We start from the raw sequence: 21,782 nt of genomic DNA on the forward strand, positions 1-21,782 counted from the left end.
CACACGCACGCATCCATGGCGACAAGGCCAGGATTGGGGCACGTGGGCAGGGAGATGATGAACATGGACAGCTCGGCAGGACGATATGGGCCTGATACTGCCGAAGCCGACGCAGCGGTGTCAATCAGGTCGATGCGAAGTTTCAACCGTGGCTGCAGTTCCAATTCGATCTATGCAGGCCGCGCCAAATCTTCAAACGATTTAAAAACAGCCCTTTACTGCATGAATATCCCACTACGCTTCAATTTGAGCGGCTAAGATCCGCTCCCAGTGGGATTTATCGATTATCACACCAGAGCATCGACGCGTAAGGCAGCTTTAATTCTGCCGCCAGCCCCCTCCCCCACCGGTCACCTCTGTGTAGAGGCTCGTATGGGAATCGCCGCCAGTGACCTGAACCAGCACGTTATCCGCCCGACCTTGATGTATTTGAACTGCCAATGCGTTGCCGCAGAAGCCCTGCTACTGGGCGTTGCCGCCTGCCAGACGTCCCTGGGCGCAGAACTCGACAACCACAGCGGCTATGGCCTGTATCGGATTTCAGCCGCTCACCACCAGCAACTCTGGGACCACTACCTGGCAGTCGACCCGGACTTGGCCAGCCGAGTCCGGGGCTTGGCCAGCCAGCATGCATTCCTAGGCGCGCCGCATTTCGAACTGACGGTCAACCTGCGCTATGCCACAGCCATCGCCTGGCTGCTGATTGAGCAGCGCTGCAAAGCTCTGCCGGCAGCCGATGATATCGGCGCCCAGGCGATGATCTGGCAGCAGATTTTCGCGCCCTGCAGGCAGCAGAACGAATTCGTTCGCGCCTGGGAACGCTGCATCCAGCACAGCGCGACCGCAGCTTGAGAAACTGACTGCATGGTCATAGGTGCCAAGCGGCGAAAGGCTCTATATCCTGCGTTTCAGGGACAGCAAGACCTCGACGGATCGTGTTTACCCTGAACTTTCGAAAGTGGCCCCGAGTCAGCAGCGAGAGTTCCCCGACCCTGCCAAGGAGTACCCCGTGAGTAAAACAATGCTAAGAACCGGCCTGGCAATCGCCATCGCAACCACCTCCACCTACGGCCTGGCCAGCGGCTTTGCGCTCAACGAGCAAAGCATCTCTGGCATGGGCCTGTCGTTTGCCGGCCGTTCTTCCGCCGCTGACGATGCCAGTACTGTCTTCGGCAACCCGGCCGGTATGGCGCGCATTCAGCGCGAACAGGTCAACTTCGGCGTCGCGGCTATTCATGCCAAGAGCCGGATCAGCAACACCAGCAGTACGACAGCCCCAGCTGCGGGCGGTGGTGGCGCAAACGTTGGTAGTAACGACGGCGATATGGTGCCGGACACCGGTGTGCCAATGGGTTATTACGTCAAACCACTGGATGAAAAAGTGGCCTTTGGCGTGGGTGTCTATGTGCCCTTCGGCCTGGCGACCGATTATGAGAATGGTTTCCAGGGTCGCTATTTTGCCGACAAGAGCTATGTACGCGTCATCACCGTACAACCGACACTCAGCTATCGCTTCAATGACAAACTGTCGGTGGGTTTCGGCCCGACTTTCAACCATATCGAGGGTGAACTGAGTTCTTCGCTGACCAACCCCTTTGGCCCGGCTGGCTCAAATGACGGCAAGGTCAAGGTTAAGGGTGACGACACAGCAGTGGGCTTCAATGCCGGCGTGCTTTACGAGTTCACACCCCATACTCGCGTCGGTGTGACCTATCGCTCTCGGGTAAAATACGAACTTGAAGGCGACACCCGTGTATCCGGACCAGGGGCTGCAATCGCTACATCTGCTGGCAAATACGACGCTTCGCTTGATGTGACAACACCCGAATCGGTGGATATGTCCTTCACCCACGAACTGAACGATGCTTGGACACTTTACGCTGGTAGCACTTGGACTCGCTGGAGCCGCTTCAAGGAGCTGCGTATCGAAAACGAAGGTGTCGGCGGTGCCTTTGCAGGCTCGTTAGGCACCATTGTCGAAGAACAGAACTGGCACGATACCTGGGCGCATGCCGTTGGCCTGTCCTACAAGGTCAACCCACAGTGGGTGCTACGTACCGGCCTCGCCTTCGATCAGTCGCCAATCAACAATACCGATCGTTCGCCGCGCATCCCTTCGGGTGACCGGACCATCTTCAGCCTCGGCGCAGGCTGGAGCCCAACCGATGACATGACCATCGACGTGGCCTACTCCTATCTGAAGGAAGAGGACGTCGACGTCAACCGCAGCAGCGCGGCGCGTGGTAGCTACAACGCCACCTACAAAAACAGCGCTCATGGTCTGGGGGCCTCCCTGACCTACCGATTCTGATAGAAGCAAGCCCGTGCCCAAAAGGCACGGGCTACGCAGTTTCAGTCAGCTAAAAAAGCATCGCGGCCATGGGTCGCTCCCACGATCAGGTAGGAGCGGCCCATGGCCGCGACGCATTCCGATGGCGAGCAAAGCCTCAAGGCTTTGAAGCAATCGCCTTCTCGATAGCCGAGATCAGTTCGGGATCGTCCGGCTTGGTCATGCTGGAGAATCGCGCAATCACCTGCCCCTGGCGATCGATCACGTACTTGAAGAAATTCCAGCGCGGTGCGGCCGTCTGCCGGGCCAGTTCCTTGAACAGTGGGATGGCCTTGTCACCGGTAACGGGCTGAGTCTCGCTCATGGTAAAGGTCACGCCGTAATTCACGTAGCAGACCTTGGCCGTTTCCTCGGCATCGTCAGATTCCTGCTTGAAGGAGTCCGACGGCACGCCAAGAATTTCCAAGCCTTTGTCGCGATAGCGTTTGTTGAGCGCTTCCAGCCCCTCGAACTGCGAGGTGAAGCCGCAGAAGCTCGCAGTATTGACCACCATCAGCGGTTTGCCGGCGAACTGCTCGCACAGGTCGATCTTGTCCTTGGAGCGCAACTTGGGCAGCTCGCCCTGGTCCGCCAACAGCGCTGGGCATTGGGCAGCCTGCAGCGGAGCGCTCAACGCCAGCAAAGCCAGGGGCACGGTAAACAATGAGAGTCGCATCGAATCGCTCCTTATCGGTAGTCGCTCAGCAAAGGCTCATGTTCAGCTGCATGATCGCCAGCCCACCTGCGCGCCAGGCCCAGAAGATCAGAGTCAGCACGACAAATCCGACCAGTGCTGCCAATGCGAAGGTAGGCTTGAGGGTCATGCCTGGGCTCCTTGCAGACGCGCTACGGGTTGCTCGCGAACCGGCCAGTTGAGCGGGGCGGCAAGCACGCTGAGCAGAATTGAGATCTGCCAGACCAGATCATAGCTGCCCGTGTGGTCGTAGAGGTAACCGCCGAGCCAGCCGCCCATGAACGAACCCAGCTGGTGGAACAGAAACACGATACCGCCGAGCATCGACAGGTTGCGCACACCGAACAGGGTCGCCACGGTGCCATTGGTCAGCGGCACCGTGGACAGCCACAGCAGCCCCATGGCGATGCCGAACGCATAGGCCGTCCATACGCTCAGCGGCACGCTGATGAACAGCGTGATGACCACACCGCGGGCCAGGTACAGGGCGCTGAGCAGCCTCGGCTTGGAACGGCGCCCGCCGAGCCAGCCGGCAATGTAGGTGCCGAACACGTTGAACAGCCCCACCAGCGCCAGCACCGTGGTACCGACGATGGCCGGCAGATGCTGGTCGACCAGGTACGCTGGCAGGTGCACGCCGATGAAAACCACTTGGAAGCCGCAGACGAAAAAGCCCAGCGCCAGCAACCAGAAACCGGAATGGCTGCAGGCCTCGCGCAGTGCCTCGCCCAGGGTCTGCTGCGGGCCCAGGCTCACCTGCGGGCGATCCTTGATCATCAGCGCCAGCGGTACGATCAGCGCCACCATCATGCCCAGGGCGATCAAGGCAGCCGACCAGCCCAGCCAGCCGATCAGCCCCAGGGTGCCCGGCAACATGGCGAACTGGCCGAAGGAGCCGGCCGCCGCAGCGATGCCCATGGCCATGCTGCGCTTCTCCACCGGCACGGCCCGACCGACGACGCCGAGAATCACCGAGAACGAGGTGCCCGACAGGCCGATGCCAATCAGCAGCCCCGCGCTGAGCGACAGCGACAGCGGCGAGTCCGCCAAGCCCATCAGCACCAGGCCCGCTGCATAGAGCACGCCGCCAACGATGATCGCCCGCTGCGCGCCGAAACGGTCGGCCAGGGCCCCGGTAAACGGCTGTGCGATGCCCCAGATCAGGTTCTGCAAGGCGATGGCGAAAGCGAACACGCCACGCCCCCAGCCGAAATCCGCGCTCATCGGCGACAGGAACAGGCCGAAGCCGTGACGGACGCCAAGGGACAGGGCGAGGATCAGCGAAGCCCCCAACATGATCCAGACGCTGGTACGCCAAACCGAATTCATTGCATGTCCTTTTGTTGTAGGTCGAAACGGGAAATGGCAGTGGCACCGCCCTGCCCGTCAATCCAGGCTGGCGAGCAATTCGTCCAGCGCTTGCAGATGATGCGGTTGTAGCCGTTGCTTGAGCTCGAGCTGCACACCCTGCCAGGCGTCCAGCGCCTCGGCGATTAGCTTCTCGCCTCTGATGGTCAGGCTCACCAGGCGATTACGCTGATCGGCGCCGTCCGCGAGGGCCACCAGGCCGCGCCCTTCGAGCACCCTGAGGTTGCGACCCAGCGTGCTGCGCTCCAGGCCCACCGCGTCGGCCAGATCAGTGATGCTCGGTTGATCGAGCCGTTGCAGGTGGCGCAGCAGAGAATACTGGGCAACGCTCAGCCCGACACCGCTCAAGGCGTCGTCGTAGAGCTTGCTGACGCCACGACTGGCGCGACGCAAGCGAGTGCACAGGCATTCGGTCGGCAACATGAATATAGGTATATACCCGTAATTTGGCTTTAACAAGCTATGCGCTGCCGAATCGGGCGAAAGCCGAACACGGTGCCGTTCGGGCTTAAGTCCTATTCACAATTTTTATGCGCTGAAGCGGTAACTACAAGGCAGAAGCGGACATCACTGACCCATTGTGGGAGCGGGCCATGCCCGCGAAAAGTCACGGGCATGGCCCGTTCCCACAGGATAGGTGGACGGCCGCTTCCGCCCCACTCAGCTTCCAAAATCGGCGAACCTGGGCCGGAAGATCATGAACTGGCTCTTAGCTGACCTGCAGCGCCGCAGCGAGCAGCACAGCGCACTCGATCAGTTCCAGCAACGCACCCGCCGTATCGCCGGTCGTGCCGCCGAGGCGCTGCAGCATCATCCGGCGCAGCCAGAGGAAGACGCCCGCTACCGCCACCATCACCCAGAAACCGCCGAGCAGCAGGCCGAACAACGTGGTAACGGCCAGCGCGACCGTGGCGCTGAAGCGCGGCAAATGGGCTTTCAGCGCATCGCCCAGCCCGCCGGGTCGCACATAGGGCGTGTATAGAAACAGCGCCAGCAGCGCCCCTCGCCCCAGCACCGGCGCCAGCAGCAACACGAGGTGATCACCCTGTTCGAGCAGTGCCAGCAAGGCGGTGAACTTGAGCAGCAGCAGCAATGCCAGCACCACCACGGCAATCGGGCCGCTGCGCGGATCCTTCATGATCGCCAGGGTGCGCTCGCGGTCACCGAAGCCGCCCATCCAGGCATCGGCGCTATCGGCCAGGCCATCGAGGTGCAAGGCTCCGGTCAGCCCTACCCAGAGGGTCAGCAACAAAGCCGCCTGCAAAGGCACCGGCGCACCGTCGAGAAGATGAATGGCAACGAGCAAGAACCCACCGATCACCGCGCCTACCACTGGATAGAACAGCAGCGAGCAGCCCATCTGCTGCGGCGTGGGCATGCCCGCCAGGCGCACCGGCAAACGGGTGAGAAATTGCAGGGCGATCCACAATGGCGTCATGGCAGTTCCTGTAACCCGTGCCCATCGAACTGCAGGTGCACGCGCTGGCCGTGGGCCACGCTGACCTGCAGTAGTTGCTCGCGCGGCAAGCCCCGCGCCCGGGCCAGCAACAGGCGCATTACGCCACCGTGGGTGATCACCAGCAGTTGCCGCTCACGGTACTCGGCGTGCAATCGTTGCAGCGCAGCCAATACCCGTGCTTCGAAAACCGGCAACGGCTCACCGCCCGGCGGTGTGAACCCGTAGGGATCGGCCCAGAAGCGGCCAAGATCATCCGCATTGGTCTCCATCAGTTGCGCGGCCGTGCGCCCTTCCCACTCGCCGAAATGCAGCTCCTGCAGACCCGGCTCGAATTGCAGCGGCAGGTCGCGGGCAGCCGCCAGCTCCTCGGCAAACCGCGCACAGCGCTGCAGCGGCGAGCTGACCAGCGCATCCCAGTGCTCATCGGCCTGCACGGCCGCACTTAACTGCGCCCAGCCTGCTGCGGTCAGGGCGTCATCGAGGCTGCCACGCAGGCCGCCACCCTGCTCGGTCTCGCCGTGGCGTAGCAGATGCAGGATCACGCCGGACGATCCGCAACCGCCGCTTCGGCGAAGGTAGCCATGCCGTTATGCAGCGCGCAGGCCAGGCGCAGCATCGGCACCACCAGCGCCGCGCCGCTGCCCTCGCCCAGGCGCAGACCGAGGCTGACGATCGGCGTGGCCTGCAACGCAGCGAGCACCCGCTGATGGCCAGGCTCGGCGCTCTGGTGGGAGAACAGTAGCCAGTCGCGGCAGGCCGGGTTCAGGCGCACCGCCAGCAAGGCCGCAACGCTGCAGATGAAACCATCGACCAGCGCCACCACGCCCTTCTGGGCGCAGGCCAGGTAGGCGCCGGTCAATGCGGCGATCTCGAAGCCGCCCAGGCAACGCAGCGCTTCCATGGACTCACCGGCAGCGCTCTGGTGCAGCTTAAGCGCCGTTTCGATCACCTGCGCCTTGTGGGCAACGCCGGCCGCCGCCAGGCCGGTGCCGGGGCCAACCAGCTCGCTTACCGGGCAGTCGAGCAACAGGCAGGCCAGCGCCGTGGCTGCCGTGGTATTGCCGATGCCCATTTCGCCACCGATGAACAGCTCATGGCGCTGTTCGGCAGCACGAATCACACTGTCGCGCCCGGCCTGCATGGCGATCAGCGCCTGGGCCGGGGTCATCGCCGCCTCGCGCATCAGGTTGGCGGTACCCGCGCCGACTTGCAGATGACGGACGCCCGGCAACGGTTCGAGCGGCTCGGCAGTGCCCAGATCGGTCACTTCCAGGGCAGCGCCCAACTCGCGGGCCAGCACGCTGATCGCCGCCCCGCCGGCCACGAAGTTGCGCAGCATCTGCCCGGTCACCGCCTGCGGATAGGCGGAAACGCCTTCGGCGACCACGCCGTGGTCACCGGCGAAAATGGCGATCCACACCTTGTCGATCAGCGGCCGCTCACGGCCCTGTAACGCTGCCAAGTGCACCGCCAGGCGCTCCAGTTCACCAAGCGAGCCAGCCGGCTTGGTCAACTGGGTCTGGCGAGCCGCGGCCTTGTCGCGCGCCACCGGGTCAAGCGGCTGCGTGGAATTGAGCCACCAGTCGAGGGTCATAACGGGTCTCCCTTGAGAATCATCGGCAAGCCGGCAACGGTAAGCACCACGCGCTCGCAGCGTTCGGCAACGGCCTGGTGCAGCAAACCGGCGGCATCCACGTAACGGCGGGTCAGCTCGCCCATCGGCACCACACCAAGTCCGGTTTCGTTGCTGACCAGAATCACCCGGCCAGGCAAAGTTTGCAGGCCCGCCAGCAGCGCGTCGCACTCGCGGTCCAGATGCGCCTCGTCGTCCAGCATCAGCAGGTTGGTCAGCCACAGGGTCAGGCAGTCGACCAGCAGGCAACGCTCTGGCGAAGCCTGCTCTTCGAGCACTTGCGCCAGCGCCAAAGGCTCCTCGACCAGCCCCCACTCGACCGGGCGGCGGTCACGGTGCGAACGGATACGGCTGTTCATTTCACCGTCGAGCGGTTGGCTGGTTGCAACATAGACGACCTCCAGCCCGGACTCAGCAGCCATGCGTTCGGCCAGGCGACTCTTGCCCGAGCGGGCGCCGCCAAGAATCAGCTCACGCATCTAGCGCGCCTCCTCGTCCAGACCGCAGAGCGCGCGCAAGGCGGCCGTATCCAGATGATTTTCGACCAGATCGGCCAGGCGCTCGATATCGCGCTCGCGCAGCGCGTGGTAATCCACGGTCTGCACGTCACGCAGCCCGGCCCAACGCAGCAATGCGCTGCACGCCGCCGAGGACTCGAACAGCCCGTGCAGGTAGGTGCCCATGACCTGGCCATTTTCGCTCAGCGCGCCATCGCTGCGGCCATCGTCGAGCCTCACCGCGGCGCGCTGCAGGCCAGCGCCGGCAGTCACCCCGGCATGGATTTCGTAGCCGCTGATGGGAGCATCTTCCAGGCACAGCCGGCCACTGACGTTGCGCAGCTGCTTGTGCGGCTCCAGCACGGTATCAATGTGCAGCAGGCCGAAGCCGTCGCTGCCACCCGCCGGCCCTTCCAGCCCTTGCGGGTCCTCGACCCGACGCCCGAGCATCTGCAAGCCGCCGCAGATGCCCAGCAGCTTGCCGCCATAGCGCAGGTGCCGGTCGATGGCCGCCGCCCAGCCGCCGCTGCGCAGGAAGGCGAGATCGGCGCGCACGCTCTTGGAGCCGGGCAGGATGATCAGGTCGGCCGGCGGAATGGCTTCGCCGGGGCCGACAAAGGTCAGCTCGACCTGGGGGTGCAGGCGCAGCGGATCGAAATCGGTGTGGTTGCTGATCCGCGGCAACACCGGCACTACTACCTTGAGCACCTGATCGGCCTTGCTCACCTGACGCCGGTCGATGGCGTCCTCGGCCTCCAGGTGGAAATCCATCAGGTACGGCAGCACGCCCAGCACCGGTTTGCCGGTGCGCTGCTCGAGCCAGTCCAGCCCTGGTTTGAGCAAGGCGATATCACCGCGAAACCGGTTGATCACGAAGCCCTTGAGGCGCGCCTGCTCACTCGGCGACAGCAGCTCCAGGGTGCCGACCAGATGCGCGAAGACGCCGCCCTTGTCGATATCGGCGATCAGGATCACCGGGCAGTCGACCGCTTCAGCGAAGCCCATGTTGGCGATATCGTTGGCGCGCAGGTTGATTTCGGCCGGCGAGCCGGCGCCCTCGACCATCACCACCTGGTGGTTCGCCCGCAGGCGAGCGTGAGACGCCAGCACCGCTTCACGGGCGACGCGCTTGTAGTCGTGATAGGCCACGGCATTCATGTTGCCGACGGCCTGGCCATGGATGATCACCTGGGCGCCGGTGTCGCTGTTGGGCTTGAGCAACACCGGGTTCATGTCGGTGTGCGCCGGCAGGCCGCAGGCCTGGGCCTGCACCGCCTGGGCCCGGCCGATCTCGCCACCGTCGGCGGTCACCGCGCTGTTCAGCGCCATGTTCTGCGGTTTGAACGGCGCCACGCTGACGCCCTGGCGCTGCAACCAGCGGCACAGGGCGGTCACCAGGGTGCTCTTGCCCGCGTCCGAGGTGGTGCCCTGCACCATCAGGGTGGCGCCGGCTTGCAAATGACTCATCGCGCCTCCTCGGCAAAGACCTGTAGCGCCGCGGCCAGGCGCTGCCAACCGGCCTCATCGGGTGGCAGGCCGAAGCGAATGCTGGCCGGGCGCTCGAACAGGCGGGTGAAGATGCCATTGCAGGCCAGGAACTCATGCAGCAGCGCGGCGTGCTCGCTGGCGATCCACTGGAACAGCGCACAGCCACCGGTGGGCGCCAGGCCATGCTCACGCAGCAGGCTGGCCAGGCGCTGGCCGTCAGTGCTCAGGCGCTGGCGCTGGGCTTGCTGAGCGGTCTTGTCTTCGAGCATCCGAGTCGCCAGCCAGCGGGTCGGGCCGCTGATCGTCCAGGGCCCGAGCATTTCTTCCAACTCATCGAGCAGCGTGCGTTCGGCCAGCACGAAGCCCAGGCGGGCACCGGCCATACCGAAGAACTTGCCGAACGAGCGCAGCACGATCAGCCCCGGCAATTGTGCGTGAGCCGCTAGGCTCTGCTCCGGGGTGCAGTCGATAAAGGCTTCATCGACGATCAGCCAACCGCCCCGCTCGGCCAGGCGCGCATGCCAGGCATATAGCTGCTCGGGGGAAAAGCGCCGACCGGTAGGGTTGTTGGGGTTGACCAGCAAGAGCACATCGAGCCGTTCCAAGGCGCGATTGACGCCGGCCTCGCTGATCTCCAGCACCCGATGCCCTTCACGCTGCCAGGCTGCCGCATGCTCGGCGTAGGCCGGCGAGACGATGCCGACCCGTGCCTCGCGGCGCAGCCGCGGCAGGCACTGGATCGCAGCCTGGGAGCCGGCCACCGGCAGCAGATCGGCGGCGCCGTAATAGGCGCAGGCGGCGGCTTCCAGACCATCGTCCTGCTCCGGCAAACGGTTCCAGGTCTGCGCGGGAACCTCCGGAAGTGGCAGGCCGTATGGCGCCACGCCGGTCGAAACGTCCAGCCAATCGCTCAGCGGGATGCCATAACGAAGCGCTGCCTTGCGCAACCGTCCGCCGTGCTCAAGCAATGCATACCTCCACGATCAGCATCAGCATCAACCAGAGCAGCACGCCGCCCCACACCAGGTTCATTGCCCGCTCGATATCCCGCGCCCGTGGTGGCGGACCTTCGCCCAGCTCAGGGCGCTGGTGCAGTTCACCGTGATAGACCGCCGCGCCGCCGAGGCTGACGCCCAGCGCGCCCGCGCCCGCGGCCATCACCGGCCCGGCGTTGGGGCTGTCCCATCGTGGCGCCTGGCGCTGCCAGCAACGCATCGCCAGGGCGCTGCGACCGAGGACGACATAGGTCAGCGCCACCAGGCGGGCCGGCACGTAATTGAGCAGGTCATCGATCTTCGCGGCGGCCCAGCCGAAGCGCTCGAAGCGCTCGTTGCGGTAGCCCCACATGGCGTCCAGAGTGTTGCTCAGGCGATAGAGCACCACGCCCGGCGCCCCGGCGACGAGAAACCAGAACAGCGCGGCGAACACCGCATCGCTGCCGTTCTCCAGCACCGACTCGGTACCGGCACGGGCCACGCCAGTGGCGTCCAGGTCCTCGGTACGTCGGCTGACCATGTAGCCCACTCGCTGGCGCGCCACCGGCAGATCACCCAGGCGCAGCGCCTGGGCCACCGGCTGGGCGTGCTGATCGAGGCTGCGCAGCCCCAGGGCGGCGTAGAGGGCGACGATCTGCACCAGCCAGCCGATCCACGGTAGCTGCACCAGCAGCACGGTAAGCAACGTCAACGGCAGCACCGCCAGGCACCAGGCGCTCACGCCATGGCTGCGCCAGCCGCCCCCGGACGGGTTGAAGCGCTGCTCCAGGCGGTTGGCCAGCTTGCCGAAGCCCACCAGCGGGTGCCAGCGCTTCGGCTCGCCGAGGGCGGCATCCAGGGCCACGCCCGCGACAGCGCTGAGGATCAGGCTCATGGACGGCTCTCGTTATTCATGGTGATCCCAGCGATCCTCGAACAGCAGCTCGTGCAGCGGCCGTACCTGCGCCCAACCTTCCTGGGCCAGCATCGGCACCGGGTAAAAGGCCTGTACCGGCCCCAGGCAGAGCACCGCGACCGGCTTGCTGCCCGGCGGCATGCCCAGCAGCTCGGCCAGGGCGACGGGGTCGAACAGCGACACCCAGCCCATGCCCAGGCCTTCGGCACGGGCCGCCAGCCACAGGTTCTGGATCGCGCAGGACAGCGAGGCCATGTCCATTTCCGGCAAGGTGCGCCGGCCGAACACATGGGCCTCGCGGCCTTCCATCAAGGCCGCAACCAGCACTTCGGCGCAATCGCGAACGCCCTCGACCTTCAGCCGCATGAACTCGTCCGAACGTTCGCCCAGTGCCTCCGCAGTCAGCTGGCGTTCGTGCTCGACCAACTGGTAGATGTCTTCTCGCAGCGCCGGCCGGGTGATGCGGATGAAACGCCACGGCTGCATCAGGCCGACGCTGGGCGCCTGGTGCGCCGCTTCGAGCAGGCGGGCGAGCAAGTCGGGCGCGACCTCGCCGCCGCTGAAATGGCGCATGTCGCGGCGCTCGGCAATGGCGCGGTAGACCGCGGCGCGCTCCTCGGCGCTGAAGGCGTGCGCGGTCATGGACGAAACAACGCCGCGGCGGCTGGCGGATTGGAAGGCAGGTAGAAATGGATGTAGGACGCGGTCAGGCGCTCGAGTCGGAACACCGCCTCGCTGACCGGCTTGTCGTTCGGGCAGCTCCCACGGGCCAGCGGCTGCAGCGCAGAGTCCAGGCGCGAGTGATGGTAACTGTGCCCGCGCAGCACGCCCTCGGGCAGTTCGACGCTCTGCAGGGCCAGGGCGACCAGGCGCTTCTGCATCTGCGCAGTGCCAGTCAGCAGACCGGCCAGTTCCGCGCGCTCACCAGCGACATCGCTCAGCGACTCGAGCAGATACAGCATGCCGCCGCACTCGGCGAGCAGCGGTTTGCCGGCCTGCTGATGCGCCTTGATCGCGTCGATCATCGGCCGATTGGCGGCCAGCGCCTGCAGATGCAACTCTGGGTAACCGCCCGGCAGGTAGAGGCTGCCCACGTCAGGCAGTGCCTTGTCGGTCAGCGGACTGAAGAACGTCAGCGTTGCGCCCATCTGCTCGAGCAGGTCGAGGTTGGCCTGGTAGATGAACGCGAAGGAAGCATCAAAGGCCACCCCGATGCGTACGCCAGCGAGCAGCGGCGCCAGCGGTTCGATCGAGGGCGCGGCGAAGGTCACGGGCGGCGGCAGCGTGATCGTCGCCGTCTGCTCCAGGGCGTCGGCCGCGGTATCCAGGCGCGTATCGAGGTCAGCGAGTTCGCCAGCCTGCACCAGGCCGAGGTGCCGGCTGGGCAGCTCGATGGCCGCACTGCGTGGCAGCGAGCCATACCAGCGAATCGAAGCCGGCAGGCTGTCACGGATCAGGTCGTTATGGCGACCCGGATTGACGCGATTGCCGAGAACGCCGGAGAACGGCAGGTCAGGTTGATAGCTGGCAAGGCCGACCGCCAGGGCGCCGAAGGTCTGGGCCATGGCCGAGCCATCGATCACCCCGAGCACCGGCACACCGAAACGGCGCGCCAGGTCAGCCGCCGACGGCGAGCCGTCGAACAGTCCCATCACGCCCTCGATCAGAATCAGATCGGCTTCGCCCGCCGCTTCCCATAAAAGACGACGGCTCTCGGCCTCGCCGACCATCCACAGGTCCAGCTGATAGACCGGGTTGCCGCTGGCGCGGGAAAGAATCATCGGATCGAGAAAGTCCGGCCCGCACTTGAACACCCGCACCCGCTTGCCTTCTCGGGTGTGCAGGCGCGCCAGGGCAGCGGTGACGGTGGTCTTGCCCTGACCCGAGGCGGGCGCGGCGATCACCAGGGCCGGGCACTGCCGTGGCGCCCCAGGCTCGGCGGAAAGCGCGTCTATCGTGCTCAAAATTCCACGCCCTTCTGCGCCTTCACACCGGCCTTGAAGGCATGTTTGACCAGAGTCATTTCGGTCACCGTATCGGCCGCTTCGAGCAGGGCCGGCGGTGCGCCCCGACCGGTCACCACGACGTGCTGCAGCTCCGGGCGCGATTCAATATCGCGCAGCACCACGTCCACGTCCAGGTAGCCGTGCTTGAGGGCGATGTTCAGTTCGTCCAGCACCACCAAGGCGATCTGCGGATCGTTCAGCAGCTGCCTGGCAACATCCCAGGCCAGGCGTGCCTTCTCGATATCACGCTGGCGATCCTGGGTATCCCAGGTGTAGCCCTCGCCCATCACGTGGTAGCTGACTTCATCGGGAAAACGCCGGAAGAAGTGTTCTTCGCCGGTGGCCATGCCGCCCTTGATGAACTGCACCACGCCCACCTTCAGGCCATGGCCGAGCGCGCGGGCAACCATGCCGAAAGCCGAACTGCTCTTGCCCTTGCCGTTACCGCTGTGCACCAGCAGCAAGCCGTATTCTTCCTGGGCCTGGGCGATCTTTTCGTCCATCAGCGCTTTCTTGCGCGCCATGCGGGCGTTGTGGCGCGCGTCGCGCTCGGCCGATTCGCGGCTGGGGGATGGGGTCGATTCGCTCATGGGATCTCCTCGGCGCCAGCAAGCTCGCGCGCTTCGAGCACGTATCGGTGCCCGACGATAAAAACGATCACGCAGGAGCAGGCAGGGGCTGGCCCTGGGGCCGCGCACCGGCCGCGCCCACCGCGCAACCTAAGGAAAAAGCGACAGGCCGGTCTCCGGGCTCACGAGTGCGGCGTTCAGGGAACACGACGAACCACGCCGCCTTCCCGCATCGAAGATACAGTGGCCAGAAGCATGGTTGGGCTCGTTTACCGTTGCGGGGGCAGCGTCGGCATTGCTCGTTTGGCGGCAGCGCACCGACTTCCCAGTTTCACCCCTGGCCGAGACCAGGGACACCTGAAGCAGGTCGCAAAGGGTAAGGACTGACGGCATAAGCGTCAATCGGAGAGTCGGCCATAGCGCGCTGCTCTGGGCGACGACGCCTCAGGGATGACTGGCGAGCTCCACCGGAAAAACGCGCTTGGCCTCGATATAGGTACGCTGCCAATAACTGTTGCCTAGACTGTCCAGGCGTACGGTGCCGCCCGAGGACGGCGCATGCACGAAGCGGCCCTCACCGACGTAGATACCGGCATGGCTGACCTGCCGGCCACCGTTGGTAGCGAAGAACACCAGGTCACCACTACGCAGGGAATCGCGGCCGATGGTCGGAGCACGCATGCTGATCAGCTCGCGGGTTGAGCGTGGCAGCTTGATGCCTGCTGCATCGCGGTACACATAGCCGATCAGGCCGCTGCAATCGAAACCGCCATCAGGCGTGTTGCCGCCGTAGCGGTATGGAGTGCCCACAAGCCCCAGAGCGCGAAACAGCACATCGTCCGCGCCCCCCTGGTAGGCACCAGGCGCAGGCATGACGACAACGGGTTGCGGGGTGGGTGCGGGTGCTCGACTGGAACAGGCACTGAGCAGTGCTGCAAGCAGGAGGAAGGCGATGCGGATGGTGGCAGTCATGGACGGACGATCCTGGAGCCTGAATGCGCCCTACTCTGCCGCGTTCGCAACTGCAGTGCAAGCTTTAGCTTTGCACTGCATTCGCTTGAAAACATTCAAATTGTTGCTCGACCGACCTGATCGGGCGACGATCGATCAATGCTGGGAGGCCAGATTCTCGGTCGGCGCCAGCGCCAGAACGCGCTTGGCTTCGATGAACGTACGCTTCCAGTAGCCGTCATCCAGGCTGTCGATGCGCACGCCACCGCTACGGCGGCTGGAGGAATGGATGAACTGATCATCACCCAGGTAGATGCCAGCATGGCTGACGCGGCCACGCCCGGCGGTACTGAAGAACACCAGATCACCCGGCTTGAGCGCCTTGCGGTCGACCAGTGGCGCATCGATTTTGATCATCTCGCGAGTCGAGCGCGGCAGCTCCATACCCAGCTCCTCGCGGAACAGGTAGCCGATGAAACCGCTGCAATCGAAACCAGTTTTCACCGACGTGCCGCCGAAACGGTAACGTGTGCCGATCAGGGATATGCCCTTTTCCAGAACACTGTCCGCCAGTTGCGGCAACTCGTAAGGCGCACCATTGGAGAAATCGGCAACGACATCGTCTTCGCCGGAGTCATTTTGTTCGACGGCCGGCGCAACTACCACTGGTCTGGCAGGCAATGAAGCCTGGGCCTGAGGCGTGTCGATTTGAGATTGCGTTGCATGGTTAGCGCAGGCGGCGAGAACCATTGTGAGTGCGAGAGGCACGAGGGGTGCGAAGCGTTTGCGCATGGGCACGACCGTGGCATGGAAATTGATCAGCCGCGACTATGCCCGCGAACGGGATCATTTGCAAATTTTATGATCAGCAATGTGACCCAGTAGTTCCGGAAAAACATCTAAGGCCCGTTCTTCCAGCCTGAAGTCAACCAGTGCACTGACTTCCGTGTGCGACAAATTAACCTCGACCGTGACCTTGCCCGAACGGCGCGCCTGCCGCAACGGCTCGGCTATATAAGGAAAGCTGGCGCTGGTTCCGACACTGATCACCAGGTCGAAACCCTCCCGCAATTGCCCATATAGACGCTCCACGGCCAGCGGCGGCAGTCGCTCGCCAAACAACACCACGGGGGGCCGCAACACCCCGCCGCAAGCCACGCACCGTGGCGGCAGGGGCTGCTGCAGATGCTCGCCCAACCGCTCGTCGGCTTCCCGGCAAACCTGGCAATACAGGGGCGCCAATTCACCGTGAATCTCGATCAGCCGATCCCCAGGGCTCCCGGCCAGGCGATGATAGCCGTCGATGTTCTGGGTCAGCACCCAGCAACCCGGCTTGAGCGTCTGCAGCTCGGCAATCGCCCGGTGGGCGGCATTGGGCTGGGCGCCCAGGCAGGCACTGCCAAGCTGCGCCAGGTACTTCCAGCACAGCGCCGGATCGCGGCGCAGCATGTCGCCGGACATCGCCACCTCGATCGGCACACCGTCATCGGTATGTTCGTTGTAAAGGCCGCCGATGCCGCGGTAGGTCGGCAAGCCGGAATCGGCCGATATTCCCGCCCCGGTGATGATCAGGATGCGCTGCGCGTCGATGAACGCCGTCACCAGGCGCTGCAATTGCGCCGCCATCAATGATTGACCGTGTGCGCCAGCATCACCGACAGCTGACACATCGGCCTGCCGCTTTCTGCATGCCACTGATTGAAGGCGGCCTGCACCGCCGCCCGGTCGCGCTGGCTATTGGGCGACTTGTCGATGATCTTCTGGGCCTTGAGGGCGGCGACCATGTCATCGCTGGGGATGAAAGTATCCTTGCCGACCATGCGCAGGAAACGCGGTGCGGAAAGCCCGCCCAACTGGCTGCCCTGCTTGGCCAGCCAGTGCCAGAGACCGACGATATCGGTCACCGGCCAATCGGCGATCAACCCGCCAAAGGCGAAACCTGGCTTCGGCGTGCTGGCCTTCACGGCAGCAGCAGGCCCGCTTAGCGCACCACGTTCGATGTCGAGGATGAACTGCGCATTGCGCGGCACGCTCTTGAGCTTGCCCAGGTGGCGAATCAGCCGCGCATCCTGCATCAGCCGCTCCAGGCGCTCGCCGCCCATCAGCACGACCTTTTCCGGATCGAAGCCGAAGAACACTTCCTCGAAGGCCGGCCACTTGGCATCGACCAGGCTGTGCTTGAGGCCAGCCCGGAATATGCGCAGGCTCATGATCGACAGGTAGCGATCATTACCCAGCGCCCGTAGCTTCTTGTCGGAGACGGGCTGCGGCAGGCGCGCCTCGAGTGCCTCGAGCGAGCCGAAACGGTTCACGCAGTATTCATGCAGCCATCGATAATCGTGCATCGCTTGGGGTCAGCCCTCGAAATTACAGGTTCATCACGTTCAGAAAGCGCGGCGTGGCCTGCTCGTCGATCTTCAGGCTGGTGAAATCAAACAGGTTGCGGTCAGCCAGCTGCGACGGCACCACGTTCTGCAGGGCGCGGAACATGATCTCGGTACGCCCCGGCGACTTGCGCTCCCACTCCTGCAGCATGTCCTTGACTACCTGGCGCTGCAGGTTTTCCTGGGAGCCGCACAGGTTGCACGGGATGATCGGAAACTCCTTGAGCGTGCTGTAGGCCTCGATATCGGCCTCGCTGCAGTAGGCCAGCGGGCGAATCACCACGTTGCGGCCATCGTCGGCACGCAGCTTGGGCGGCATGGCCTTGAGCGTGCCGCCGTAGAACATGTTCAGAAAGAAGGTCTCGAGGATGTCGTCACGGTGGTGACCGAGGGCCATCTTGGTCGCGCCGATCTCGTCGGCAAAGGTGTACAGCGTGCCGCGGCGCAGGCGCGAGCACAGCGAGCAGGTGGTCTTGCCTTCCGGAATCTTTTCCTTGACCACCGAGTACGTGTCCTTCTCGACGATGTGGTACGCCACGCCGATGGACTCCAGATACGCCGGCAGCACGTGCTCGGGGAAGCCCGGCTGCTTCTGGTCCATGTTCACGGCGACGATCTCGAAGTTGATCGGAGCGACCTTCTGCAGGTAAAGCAGGATGTCGAGCATGGTATAGCTGTCCTTGCCACCGGACAGACAGACCATGACCTTGTCGCCCTCCTCGATCATGTTGAAGTCGGCGATGGCCTCGCCGGCCTGACGACGCAGGCGTTTTTGCAGCTTGTTCTGATTGACCGAGAGGGTGCCCATGGCGCGCAAGAATCCGCTATAAGTACTGAAGCCGCACATTTTACCCAGAAAACGACGCGCACCCCAGCTACAAAACGGCTAACCGTCGGCCTGCCGGCGAAACCGGCCAGCAACGCACCTTCTCATCGACCAAGGAGAGCCGATGAACCAGGAAACCTTACCCGGCAGCCGGCTGCTCGATTTGCTGGAGGCTGCGCCCGAGGGGCTCTCCGAGTACGAACTGATGCTACGCCTGAGCCGCTGGCAGGGTCGTGACGAGCGCCTGCCCAGTGACACCTTGGAGCTGTTTCGCAGCCACTTCCTGCTCTTCCACACGCTGTACCGTCTGCGCGACGAACTACACGCCGCGGGCCGCGCGTCATTGGAGATAAGCCCGTTATGCATCCGCCTGCTGCCTTATCAGGCTGCGGAGAGTGCCTTGAGCGAGCCTGAACCGCTGCGCGAGTACTACCTCGACCTCACCCATTTGCGCGACACCGGCGCCGAGGATGTCGAGCAGATGCTCGGGGCCTTCTGGGTGCGCCTGCACGGCGCCGAAGATCGGCAACAGGCGCTGGCGGCGCTGGAGTTCGACGAGCAGGCTGGCGAGCTCGACCTGAGCGTCATCCGCCAGCGCTACCGGCAGTTGGTGAGCCTTCATCACCCGGACCGAGGCGGTTGCACGCAGCGCCTGCAGCGCATCAACAGCGCCATGGAAACGCTGCAGCGCTACTACCGCTGAGCCTTACCGCTCGGCTCATGGCACTGCAGCGGGCGGCGATCTGCGGCATAATCGACGCCAGTTACCCGCCCCTGAAGCCGCCATGCCCGATCAGATCCACACCCGCGTCGAAGCCTGCTACCAGCAGGCGGAAACCTTCTTCAAGCGGCGCTTCGCCCGCCCGCAGGTGAGCTTCAAGCTACGCGGGCAAAAAGCTGGCGTGGCGCATCTCACCGAAAACAAGCTGCGCTTCAACCCGCAGCTGTATCGCGAGAATCAGGAAGACTTCCTGCGCCAGACCGTCGCCCATGAAGTGGCCCACTTGATCGCCCACCAATTGTTCGGCCTGAGCATCCAGCCCCACGGCGAGGAGTGGCAGCTGATCATGCGCGGCGTTTATGAACTGCCGCCGCACCGCTGCCACACCTATGAAGTGAAGCGCCGTCAGGTCAGCCGCTTCATCTACCGTTGCCAGTGCCCGCAAGGCGAGTTTCCGTTCTCCGCCCAGCGCCACGCGCTGGTGTCCAAGGGGCGCCGCTACTTCTGCCGGCGCTGCAAGATCACCCTGCAGTTCACCGGTGAGCAGCGCGTCGAATAACGTCAGCCATTCAGGCGCTGAAAGGCGCGCAGCAGCGCCTGGCTGAGGTCGACACTGGAGAATTTGGTCAGTACGTCGTTGGCGCCTACCGAGCGGGCCTTCTCGGTGTTCATGGTGCTATCCAGTGAGGTATGCAGCAACACGTAGGTATCTGCCAGCTGGCTGTCCTTACGGATTTGCTGAACCAGGGCATAGCCATCCATTTCCGGCATTTCGATATCCGAGACCAGTACCTCGACGGGTCGCCCCTCCTCGCGGGCGCTCCTGAGCACGTCGAGGGCACTGGCCGCGCTGCGTACGGCCTCGCAATCGAGATCCAGCTTGCGCAGGGTCATCAGGGTCTGCTGAATGGCCACCTGAGAGTCATCGACGACCAGCACGCGGCGCCCCTGCAAAAGCTGTCGCTCGGCAGGGGTGAGCAATTCCTCACTAACCTCTTCCAGCGGCGCCGGGGCGATTTCATGTAGCACCTTCTCAATGTCGAGAATCTGCACGATTGAGCCGTCAATCTGCGTCACCCCAGTAATAAAGGCGCGAGAACCGGCCCCCGAGGGGGGCGGACGCACATCGCGCGTCGAACACTGCACGATGCGTTCGACGCTGTGCACGTGCAGGCCCTGCCGCGAGCGGCTCAACTCGGTGACGATCAGGCAACCATCACCATCATCGCTGCCACCGCGCTCGCCAATCGCACGAGCCAGGTCGATAACCGTAAGCGCCGAGCCACGCAGTGTAGCGACGCCGCGTACATGGGGATGACGGCTGGGCATCTTAGTCAATGCTGGACAGGGAATGATCTCGTTGACCTTGAGCAGGTTGATGCCCAACAGGCGGCCATTGTGCAGACGAAACAGCAGCAGCGACAGCGCGTCGCCGAGCACCATGTTCATACCCGTGATTCCCCATGCAAAAACTTTAAAAAGTGGCCTGACTGTAAAGCGCCGGGCTCGTTGCTCTAGATGGCAGTTGTCACTGCAGAAACGCGGCGACCTGCGACGCCTCGAACGGCCAATGGAGCTCGGCGCCCGTATCCATGCGGCGCAGAACAGGGATGATCAGCGCATAGCGCTCCATTAACCCAGGCTCGTCGGCGATATCCAGCAATTCGACCAACAGGCCGTTTTCCACGAACGGCATCAAGACCGCCTCTGCGTAATCACACAGGTGACAGCCGAGAGTGCCGAGCAGCCGGCATTCGGGAAGCATGATTGAGGCAACCTGCGAAGGTAACTAGAGTCGCAGTTTAGCACTTTGCCATGCCTGATCAGGCTTTCTCGATACCCTCGCCCGATTGCGGTGTCAGCGTCGAACTCAACAAGCCCTGCAGGCCATCAAGCAGACGACCATTGACCTGCTCGGCCTTCTCGAGCCGGCCGGCATCGAAGCGATCGTCCAGCGAGAAGCCGCCCTTGAGCAGGTCCTGCAATAATCCCTTGCCATCACTGACCCAGGCATCGGCCGTACGCAATGCATCGAGCAGGCCCTGGGCATAATCGGTCAGCGCACCGTTGGTTGCGCTGGCTGGCTGCCCACCCTGATTCGATACGGCGCCGTAAGTATCGGTGGCTTGGCGCACGCTGGTCTGGGTCAGCCGCAGCGACATGGAGGCCAGCTGCGAGCTGTCCATATCCAGCGCCATAGCGCGGTCGAAGGCTCCAGCCATGTCGCCCGAATAGAAAGAATTGGACAGATCCTGCACCTGGCTGAAGAGTTTGCCGAGCGCGGCTTTTTCCTCATCATCCAGCTCACCCTCAACCTCCACCTGCCAACCGCCGATCTGCAAGCTGCCGGACTGGCTGTTCGCGCCCTCGGTACGTGACCAGGCCGCAGATGCTTGAGCCACCGATACGCGTAAGCGGTCGCCATCGCGGGTGGTGATGTTGAGTTCGAAACTTTCAGCTACCGCGGCGAAGCGATCGCTGGAGGTGGGCGTCACGCCGTTGCCCTCGCCTGCACTCGGCACCGAGCCGTAAAGCTTGTCGAGGCCGGCGAAGCCTTGCTGAATGCGCTTGAACGTGTCGTCGATATCGCTGGCGATCTTGTCCTTGAGCACACCCATGCCGTCGAGGATCTTGCGCGCCTCGTCGAAGCCTTTCTGCACACCGGAACGCGCCTGGTCGAGCAGCTGCTGCAATTTCTCGGGGCTGGCGCCAGACGCCGCCTCGCTCTTGAGCCGTTGCTCGACGAAGCCCATCACGCGATCGGCGACCTTCTCCGGCGAGAAATCGTCCTGTTTTGCCGTCAGCGAGCCCGGCGGCAGGCCGAGGCGTTCGGCCAGACGGTTCGACAGCGCTGCCTGGGCGTCGGCCGCATTGCGAATGGTGGTGGGCTGACCGCCGAGTTGTGGCGAGCGGCCTGTCGTGTTGGTCGACAACGGGATTGAGATAGCCATGGCAAGTCACCGAAAC

General features: G+C 64.0%; 26 protein-coding genes and 1 riboswitch. Of the genes, 4 read left to right on the plus strand and 22 right to left on the minus strand.

The window, feature by feature from the left end; all coding sequences use genetic code 11:
• The first annotated feature begins 372 nt into the window (after nt 1–372).
• A complete protein-coding gene (locus FB481_RS21630; protein ID WP_147177744.1) occupies nt 373–852 on the plus strand; it encodes a hypothetical protein in 480 nt (159 codons plus the stop codon).
• 157 nt (nt 853–1,009) lie between these two features.
• The gene (locus FB481_RS21635) at nt 1,010–2,311 is read left to right on the plus strand and encodes an OmpP1/FadL family transporter (protein ID WP_093503364.1); all 1,302 of its coding nucleotides are present in this window, start codon (nt 1,010–1,012) and stop codon (nt 2,309–2,311) included.
• Between the two features lie 136 nt (nt 2,312–2,447).
• Here FB481_RS21635 and FB481_RS21640 read toward each other — a convergent pair whose 3' ends face one another.
• The 19 genes from FB481_RS21640 to ttcA all read right to left on the minus strand — a co-directional run bounded on the left by FB481_RS21640 (nt 2,448) and on the right by ttcA (nt 18,076).
• On the minus strand, nt 2,448–3,005 hold the full coding sequence (locus FB481_RS21640) for a glutathione peroxidase (RefSeq protein ID WP_093503362.1): 558 nt from the start codon (nt 3,003–3,005) through the stop codon (nt 2,448–2,450).
• Between the two features lie 25 nt (nt 3,006–3,030).
• Nucleotides 3,031–3,153, minus strand: a complete 123-nt coding sequence (locus FB481_RS23415; protein ID WP_256662788.1) for a hypothetical protein — start codon at nt 3,151–3,153, stop codon at nt 3,031–3,033.
• Entirely contained in the window at nt 3,150–4,352 is a 1,203-nt protein-coding gene (locus FB481_RS21645; protein WP_147177745.1) for an MFS transporter, read from the minus strand. Before FB481_RS21645 ends, FB481_RS23415 begins: the two co-directional genes overlap by 4 nt.
• 57 nt (nt 4,353–4,409) lie before the next feature.
• The gene (locus FB481_RS21650) at nt 4,410–4,814 is read right to left on the minus strand and encodes a MarR family winged helix-turn-helix transcriptional regulator (RefSeq protein ID WP_147177747.1); all 405 of its coding nucleotides are present in this window, start codon (nt 4,812–4,814) and stop codon (nt 4,410–4,412) included.
• Between the two features lie 286 nt (nt 4,815–5,100).
• On the minus strand, nt 5,101–5,829 hold the full coding sequence (locus FB481_RS21655; protein WP_147177749.1) for an adenosylcobinamide-GDP ribazoletransferase: 729 nt from the start codon (nt 5,827–5,829) through the stop codon (nt 5,101–5,103).
• The gene (gene cobC, locus FB481_RS21660) at nt 5,826–6,392 is read right to left on the minus strand and encodes an alpha-ribazole phosphatase family protein (RefSeq protein WP_178109918.1); all 567 of its coding nucleotides are present in this window, start codon (nt 6,390–6,392) and stop codon (nt 5,826–5,828) included. The genes FB481_RS21655 and cobC overlap by 4 nt, the downstream gene beginning before the upstream one ends.
• Nucleotides 6,389–7,444, minus strand: coding sequence for a nicotinate-nucleotide--dimethylbenzimidazole phosphoribosyltransferase (cobT, locus tag FB481_RS21665; RefSeq protein WP_093503354.1), 1,056 nt, complete (start codon nt 7,442–7,444; stop codon nt 6,389–6,391). The genes cobC and cobT overlap by 4 nt, the downstream gene beginning before the upstream one ends.
• Nucleotides 7,441–7,962 carry a bifunctional adenosylcobinamide kinase/adenosylcobinamide-phosphate guanylyltransferase gene (gene cobU / locus FB481_RS21670; protein WP_093503352.1) on the minus strand — a complete coding sequence of 174 codons (522 nt, stop codon included), beginning with the start codon at nt 7,960–7,962 and terminating at the stop codon, nt 7,441–7,443. Before cobU ends, cobT begins: the two co-directional genes overlap by 4 nt.
• Nucleotides 7,963–9,447, minus strand: coding sequence for a cobyric acid synthase (locus FB481_RS21675; RefSeq protein WP_147177751.1), 1,485 nt, complete (start codon nt 9,445–9,447; stop codon nt 7,963–7,965).
• Nucleotides 9,444–10,436, minus strand: a complete 993-nt coding sequence (cobD, locus tag FB481_RS21680) for a threonine-phosphate decarboxylase CobD (RefSeq protein ID WP_147177753.1) — start codon at nt 10,434–10,436, stop codon at nt 9,444–9,446. Before cobD ends, FB481_RS21675 begins: the two co-directional genes overlap by 4 nt.
• Entirely contained in the window at nt 10,429–11,337 is a 909-nt protein-coding gene (gene cbiB / locus FB481_RS21685; protein ID WP_147177755.1) for an adenosylcobinamide-phosphate synthase CbiB, read from the minus strand. The genes cobD and cbiB overlap by 8 nt, the downstream gene beginning before the upstream one ends.
• Before the next feature lie 12 nt (nt 11,338–11,349).
• Nucleotides 11,350–12,000: a 5,6-dimethylbenzimidazole synthase gene (gene bluB, locus FB481_RS21690; RefSeq protein WP_093503344.1), complete on the minus strand. Its 651-nt coding sequence runs from the start codon at nt 11,998–12,000 to the stop codon at nt 11,350–11,352.
• Complete coding sequence (locus FB481_RS21695; RefSeq protein ID WP_093503541.1) at nt 11,997–13,313, minus strand: cobyrinate a,c-diamide synthase; 1,317 nt, start codon at nt 13,311–13,313, stop codon at nt 11,997–11,999. The genes bluB and FB481_RS21695 overlap by 4 nt, the downstream gene beginning before the upstream one ends.
• Nucleotides 13,314–13,318: 5 nt before the next feature.
• Nucleotides 13,319–13,954 carry a cob(I)yrinic acid a,c-diamide adenosyltransferase gene (cobO, locus tag FB481_RS21700; RefSeq protein ID WP_075933771.1) on the minus strand — a complete coding sequence of 212 codons (636 nt, stop codon included), beginning with the start codon at nt 13,952–13,954 and terminating at the stop codon, nt 13,319–13,321.
• A gap of 128 nt (nt 13,955–14,082) precedes the next feature.
• A riboswitch (cobalamin riboswitch) is annotated at nt 14,083–14,309 on the minus strand.
• Nucleotides 14,310–14,377: 68 nt separating this feature from the next.
• Entirely contained in the window at nt 14,378–14,905 is a 528-nt protein-coding gene (locus FB481_RS21705; protein ID WP_093503342.1) for a C40 family peptidase, read from the minus strand.
• A gap of 135 nt (nt 14,906–15,040) precedes the next feature.
• Entirely contained in the window at nt 15,041–15,676 is a 636-nt protein-coding gene (locus tag FB481_RS21710) for a C40 family peptidase (protein ID WP_093503340.1), read from the minus strand.
• A gap of 54 nt (nt 15,677–15,730) precedes the next feature.
• Nucleotides 15,731–16,510, minus strand: coding sequence for an NAD-dependent deacylase (locus FB481_RS21715; protein WP_147177757.1), 780 nt, complete (start codon nt 16,508–16,510; stop codon nt 15,731–15,733).
• A complete protein-coding gene (locus FB481_RS21720) occupies nt 16,510–17,229 on the minus strand; it encodes a DNA-3-methyladenine glycosylase I (protein ID WP_147177759.1) in 720 nt (239 codons plus the stop codon). Before FB481_RS21720 ends, FB481_RS21715 begins: the two co-directional genes overlap by 1 nt.
• A 22-nt stretch (nt 17,230–17,251) precedes the next feature.
• The gene (ttcA, locus tag FB481_RS21725; protein ID WP_070886409.1) at nt 17,252–18,076 is read right to left on the minus strand and encodes a tRNA 2-thiocytidine(32) synthetase TtcA; all 825 of its coding nucleotides are present in this window, start codon (nt 18,074–18,076) and stop codon (nt 17,252–17,254) included.
• Nucleotides 18,077–18,218: 142 nt separating this feature from the next.
• On the opposite strand from ttcA, the gene FB481_RS21730 reads away from it, so the two are divergent.
• Together FB481_RS21730 and FB481_RS21735 are read left to right on the plus strand one after the other, a co-directional pair.
• Complete coding sequence (locus tag FB481_RS21730) at nt 18,219–18,797, plus strand: DNA-J related domain-containing protein (protein WP_147177761.1); 579 nt, start codon at nt 18,219–18,221, stop codon at nt 18,795–18,797.
• 82 nt (nt 18,798–18,879) lie between these two features.
• Nucleotides 18,880–19,374 carry a SprT family zinc-dependent metalloprotease gene (locus FB481_RS21735; RefSeq protein WP_093503330.1) on the plus strand — a complete coding sequence of 165 codons (495 nt, stop codon included), beginning with the start codon at nt 18,880–18,882 and terminating at the stop codon, nt 19,372–19,374.
• A 2-nt stretch (nt 19,375–19,376) separates the two neighbouring features.
• Here the strand turns inward: FB481_RS21735 and FB481_RS21740 are convergent, their stop codons facing one another.
• From FB481_RS21740 to FB481_RS21750, 3 genes are all read right to left on the minus strand, one after another.
• Nucleotides 19,377–20,264, minus strand: coding sequence for a chemotaxis protein CheV (locus FB481_RS21740; RefSeq protein ID WP_093503328.1), 888 nt, complete (start codon nt 20,262–20,264; stop codon nt 19,377–19,379).
• A gap of 79 nt (nt 20,265–20,343) precedes the next feature.
• Entirely contained in the window at nt 20,344–20,580 is a 237-nt protein-coding gene (locus FB481_RS21745; protein WP_093503326.1) for a glutaredoxin family protein, read from the minus strand.
• 58 nt (nt 20,581–20,638) lie between these two features.
• The gene (locus FB481_RS21750; protein ID WP_147177763.1) at nt 20,639–21,766 is read right to left on the minus strand and encodes a DUF5610 domain-containing protein; all 1,128 of its coding nucleotides are present in this window, start codon (nt 21,764–21,766) and stop codon (nt 20,639–20,641) included.
• Nucleotides 21,767–21,782 lie beyond the last annotated feature (16 nt).

Origin of the sequence: Pseudomonas sp. AG1028, from assembly GCF_007993955.1 — a bacterium.
GTDB lineage: Bacteria > Pseudomonadota > Gammaproteobacteria > Pseudomonadales > Pseudomonadaceae > Aquipseudomonas > Aquipseudomonas straminea.

What these genes read in the sequence shown, in the direction of transcription:
- ttcA (WP_070886409.1), bottom strand. Translation starts at nt 18,076, where the DNA reads ATGGGCACCCTCTCGGTCAATCAGAACAAGCTGCAAAAACGCCTGCGT.
- FB481_RS21735 (WP_093503330.1), top strand. Translation starts at nt 18,880, where the DNA reads ATGCCCGATCAGATCCACACCCGCGTCGAAGCCTGCTACCAGCAGGCG.
- FB481_RS21715 (WP_147177757.1), bottom strand. Translation starts at nt 16,510, where the DNA reads ATGGCGGCGCAATTGCAGCGCCTGGTGACGGCGTTCATCGACGCGCAG.
- FB481_RS23415 (WP_256662788.1), bottom strand. Translation starts at nt 3,153, where the DNA reads ATGACCCTCAAGCCTACCTTCGCATTGGCAGCACTGGTCGGATTTGTC.
- FB481_RS21745 (WP_093503326.1), bottom strand. Translation starts at nt 20,580, where the DNA reads ATGCTTCCCGAATGCCGGCTGCTCGGCACTCTCGGCTGTCACCTGTGT.
- cobU (WP_093503352.1), bottom strand. Translation starts at nt 7,962, where the DNA reads ATGCGTGAGCTGATTCTTGGCGGCGCCCGCTCGGGCAAGAGTCGCCTG.
- FB481_RS21710 (WP_093503340.1), bottom strand. Translation starts at nt 15,676, where the DNA reads ATGCGCAAACGCTTCGCACCCCTCGTGCCTCTCGCACTCACAATGGTT.
- FB481_RS21645 (WP_147177745.1), bottom strand. Translation starts at nt 4,352, where the DNA reads ATGAATTCGGTTTGGCGTACCAGCGTCTGGATCATGTTGGGGGCTTCG.
- cbiB (WP_147177755.1), bottom strand. Translation starts at nt 11,337, where the DNA reads ATGAGCCTGATCCTCAGCGCTGTCGCGGGCGTGGCCCTGGATGCCGCC.
- FB481_RS21720 (WP_147177759.1), bottom strand. Translation starts at nt 17,229, where the DNA reads ATGCACGATTATCGATGGCTGCATGAATACTGCGTGAACCGTTTCGGC.
- FB481_RS21630 (WP_147177744.1), top strand. Translation starts at nt 373, where the DNA reads ATGGGAATCGCCGCCAGTGACCTGAACCAGCACGTTATCCGCCCGACC.
- FB481_RS21705 (WP_093503342.1), bottom strand. Translation starts at nt 14,905, where the DNA reads ATGACTGCCACCATCCGCATCGCCTTCCTCCTGCTTGCAGCACTGCTC.
- FB481_RS21640 (WP_093503362.1), bottom strand. Translation starts at nt 3,005, where the DNA reads ATGCGACTCTCATTGTTTACCGTGCCCCTGGCTTTGCTGGCGTTGAGC.
- FB481_RS21655 (WP_147177749.1), bottom strand. Translation starts at nt 5,829, where the DNA reads ATGACGCCATTGTGGATCGCCCTGCAATTTCTCACCCGTTTGCCGGTG.
- cobO (WP_075933771.1), bottom strand. Translation starts at nt 13,954, where the DNA reads ATGAGCGAATCGACCCCATCCCCCAGCCGCGAATCGGCCGAGCGCGAC.
- FB481_RS21675 (WP_147177751.1), bottom strand. Translation starts at nt 9,447, where the DNA reads ATGAGTCATTTGCAAGCCGGCGCCACCCTGATGGTGCAGGGCACCACC.
- bluB (WP_093503344.1), bottom strand. Translation starts at nt 12,000, where the DNA reads ATGACCGCGCACGCCTTCAGCGCCGAGGAGCGCGCCGCGGTCTACCGC.
- FB481_RS21650 (WP_147177747.1), bottom strand. Translation starts at nt 4,814, where the DNA reads ATGTTGCCGACCGAATGCCTGTGCACTCGCTTGCGTCGCGCCAGTCGT.
- FB481_RS21740 (WP_093503328.1), bottom strand. Translation starts at nt 20,264, where the DNA reads ATGAACATGGTGCTCGGCGACGCGCTGTCGCTGCTGCTGTTTCGTCTG.
- cobT (WP_093503354.1), bottom strand. Translation starts at nt 7,444, where the DNA reads ATGACCCTCGACTGGTGGCTCAATTCCACGCAGCCGCTTGACCCGGTG.
- FB481_RS21750 (WP_147177763.1), bottom strand. Translation starts at nt 21,766, where the DNA reads ATGGCTATCTCAATCCCGTTGTCGACCAACACGACAGGCCGCTCGCCA.
- FB481_RS21730 (WP_147177761.1), top strand. Translation starts at nt 18,219, where the DNA reads ATGAACCAGGAAACCTTACCCGGCAGCCGGCTGCTCGATTTGCTGGAG.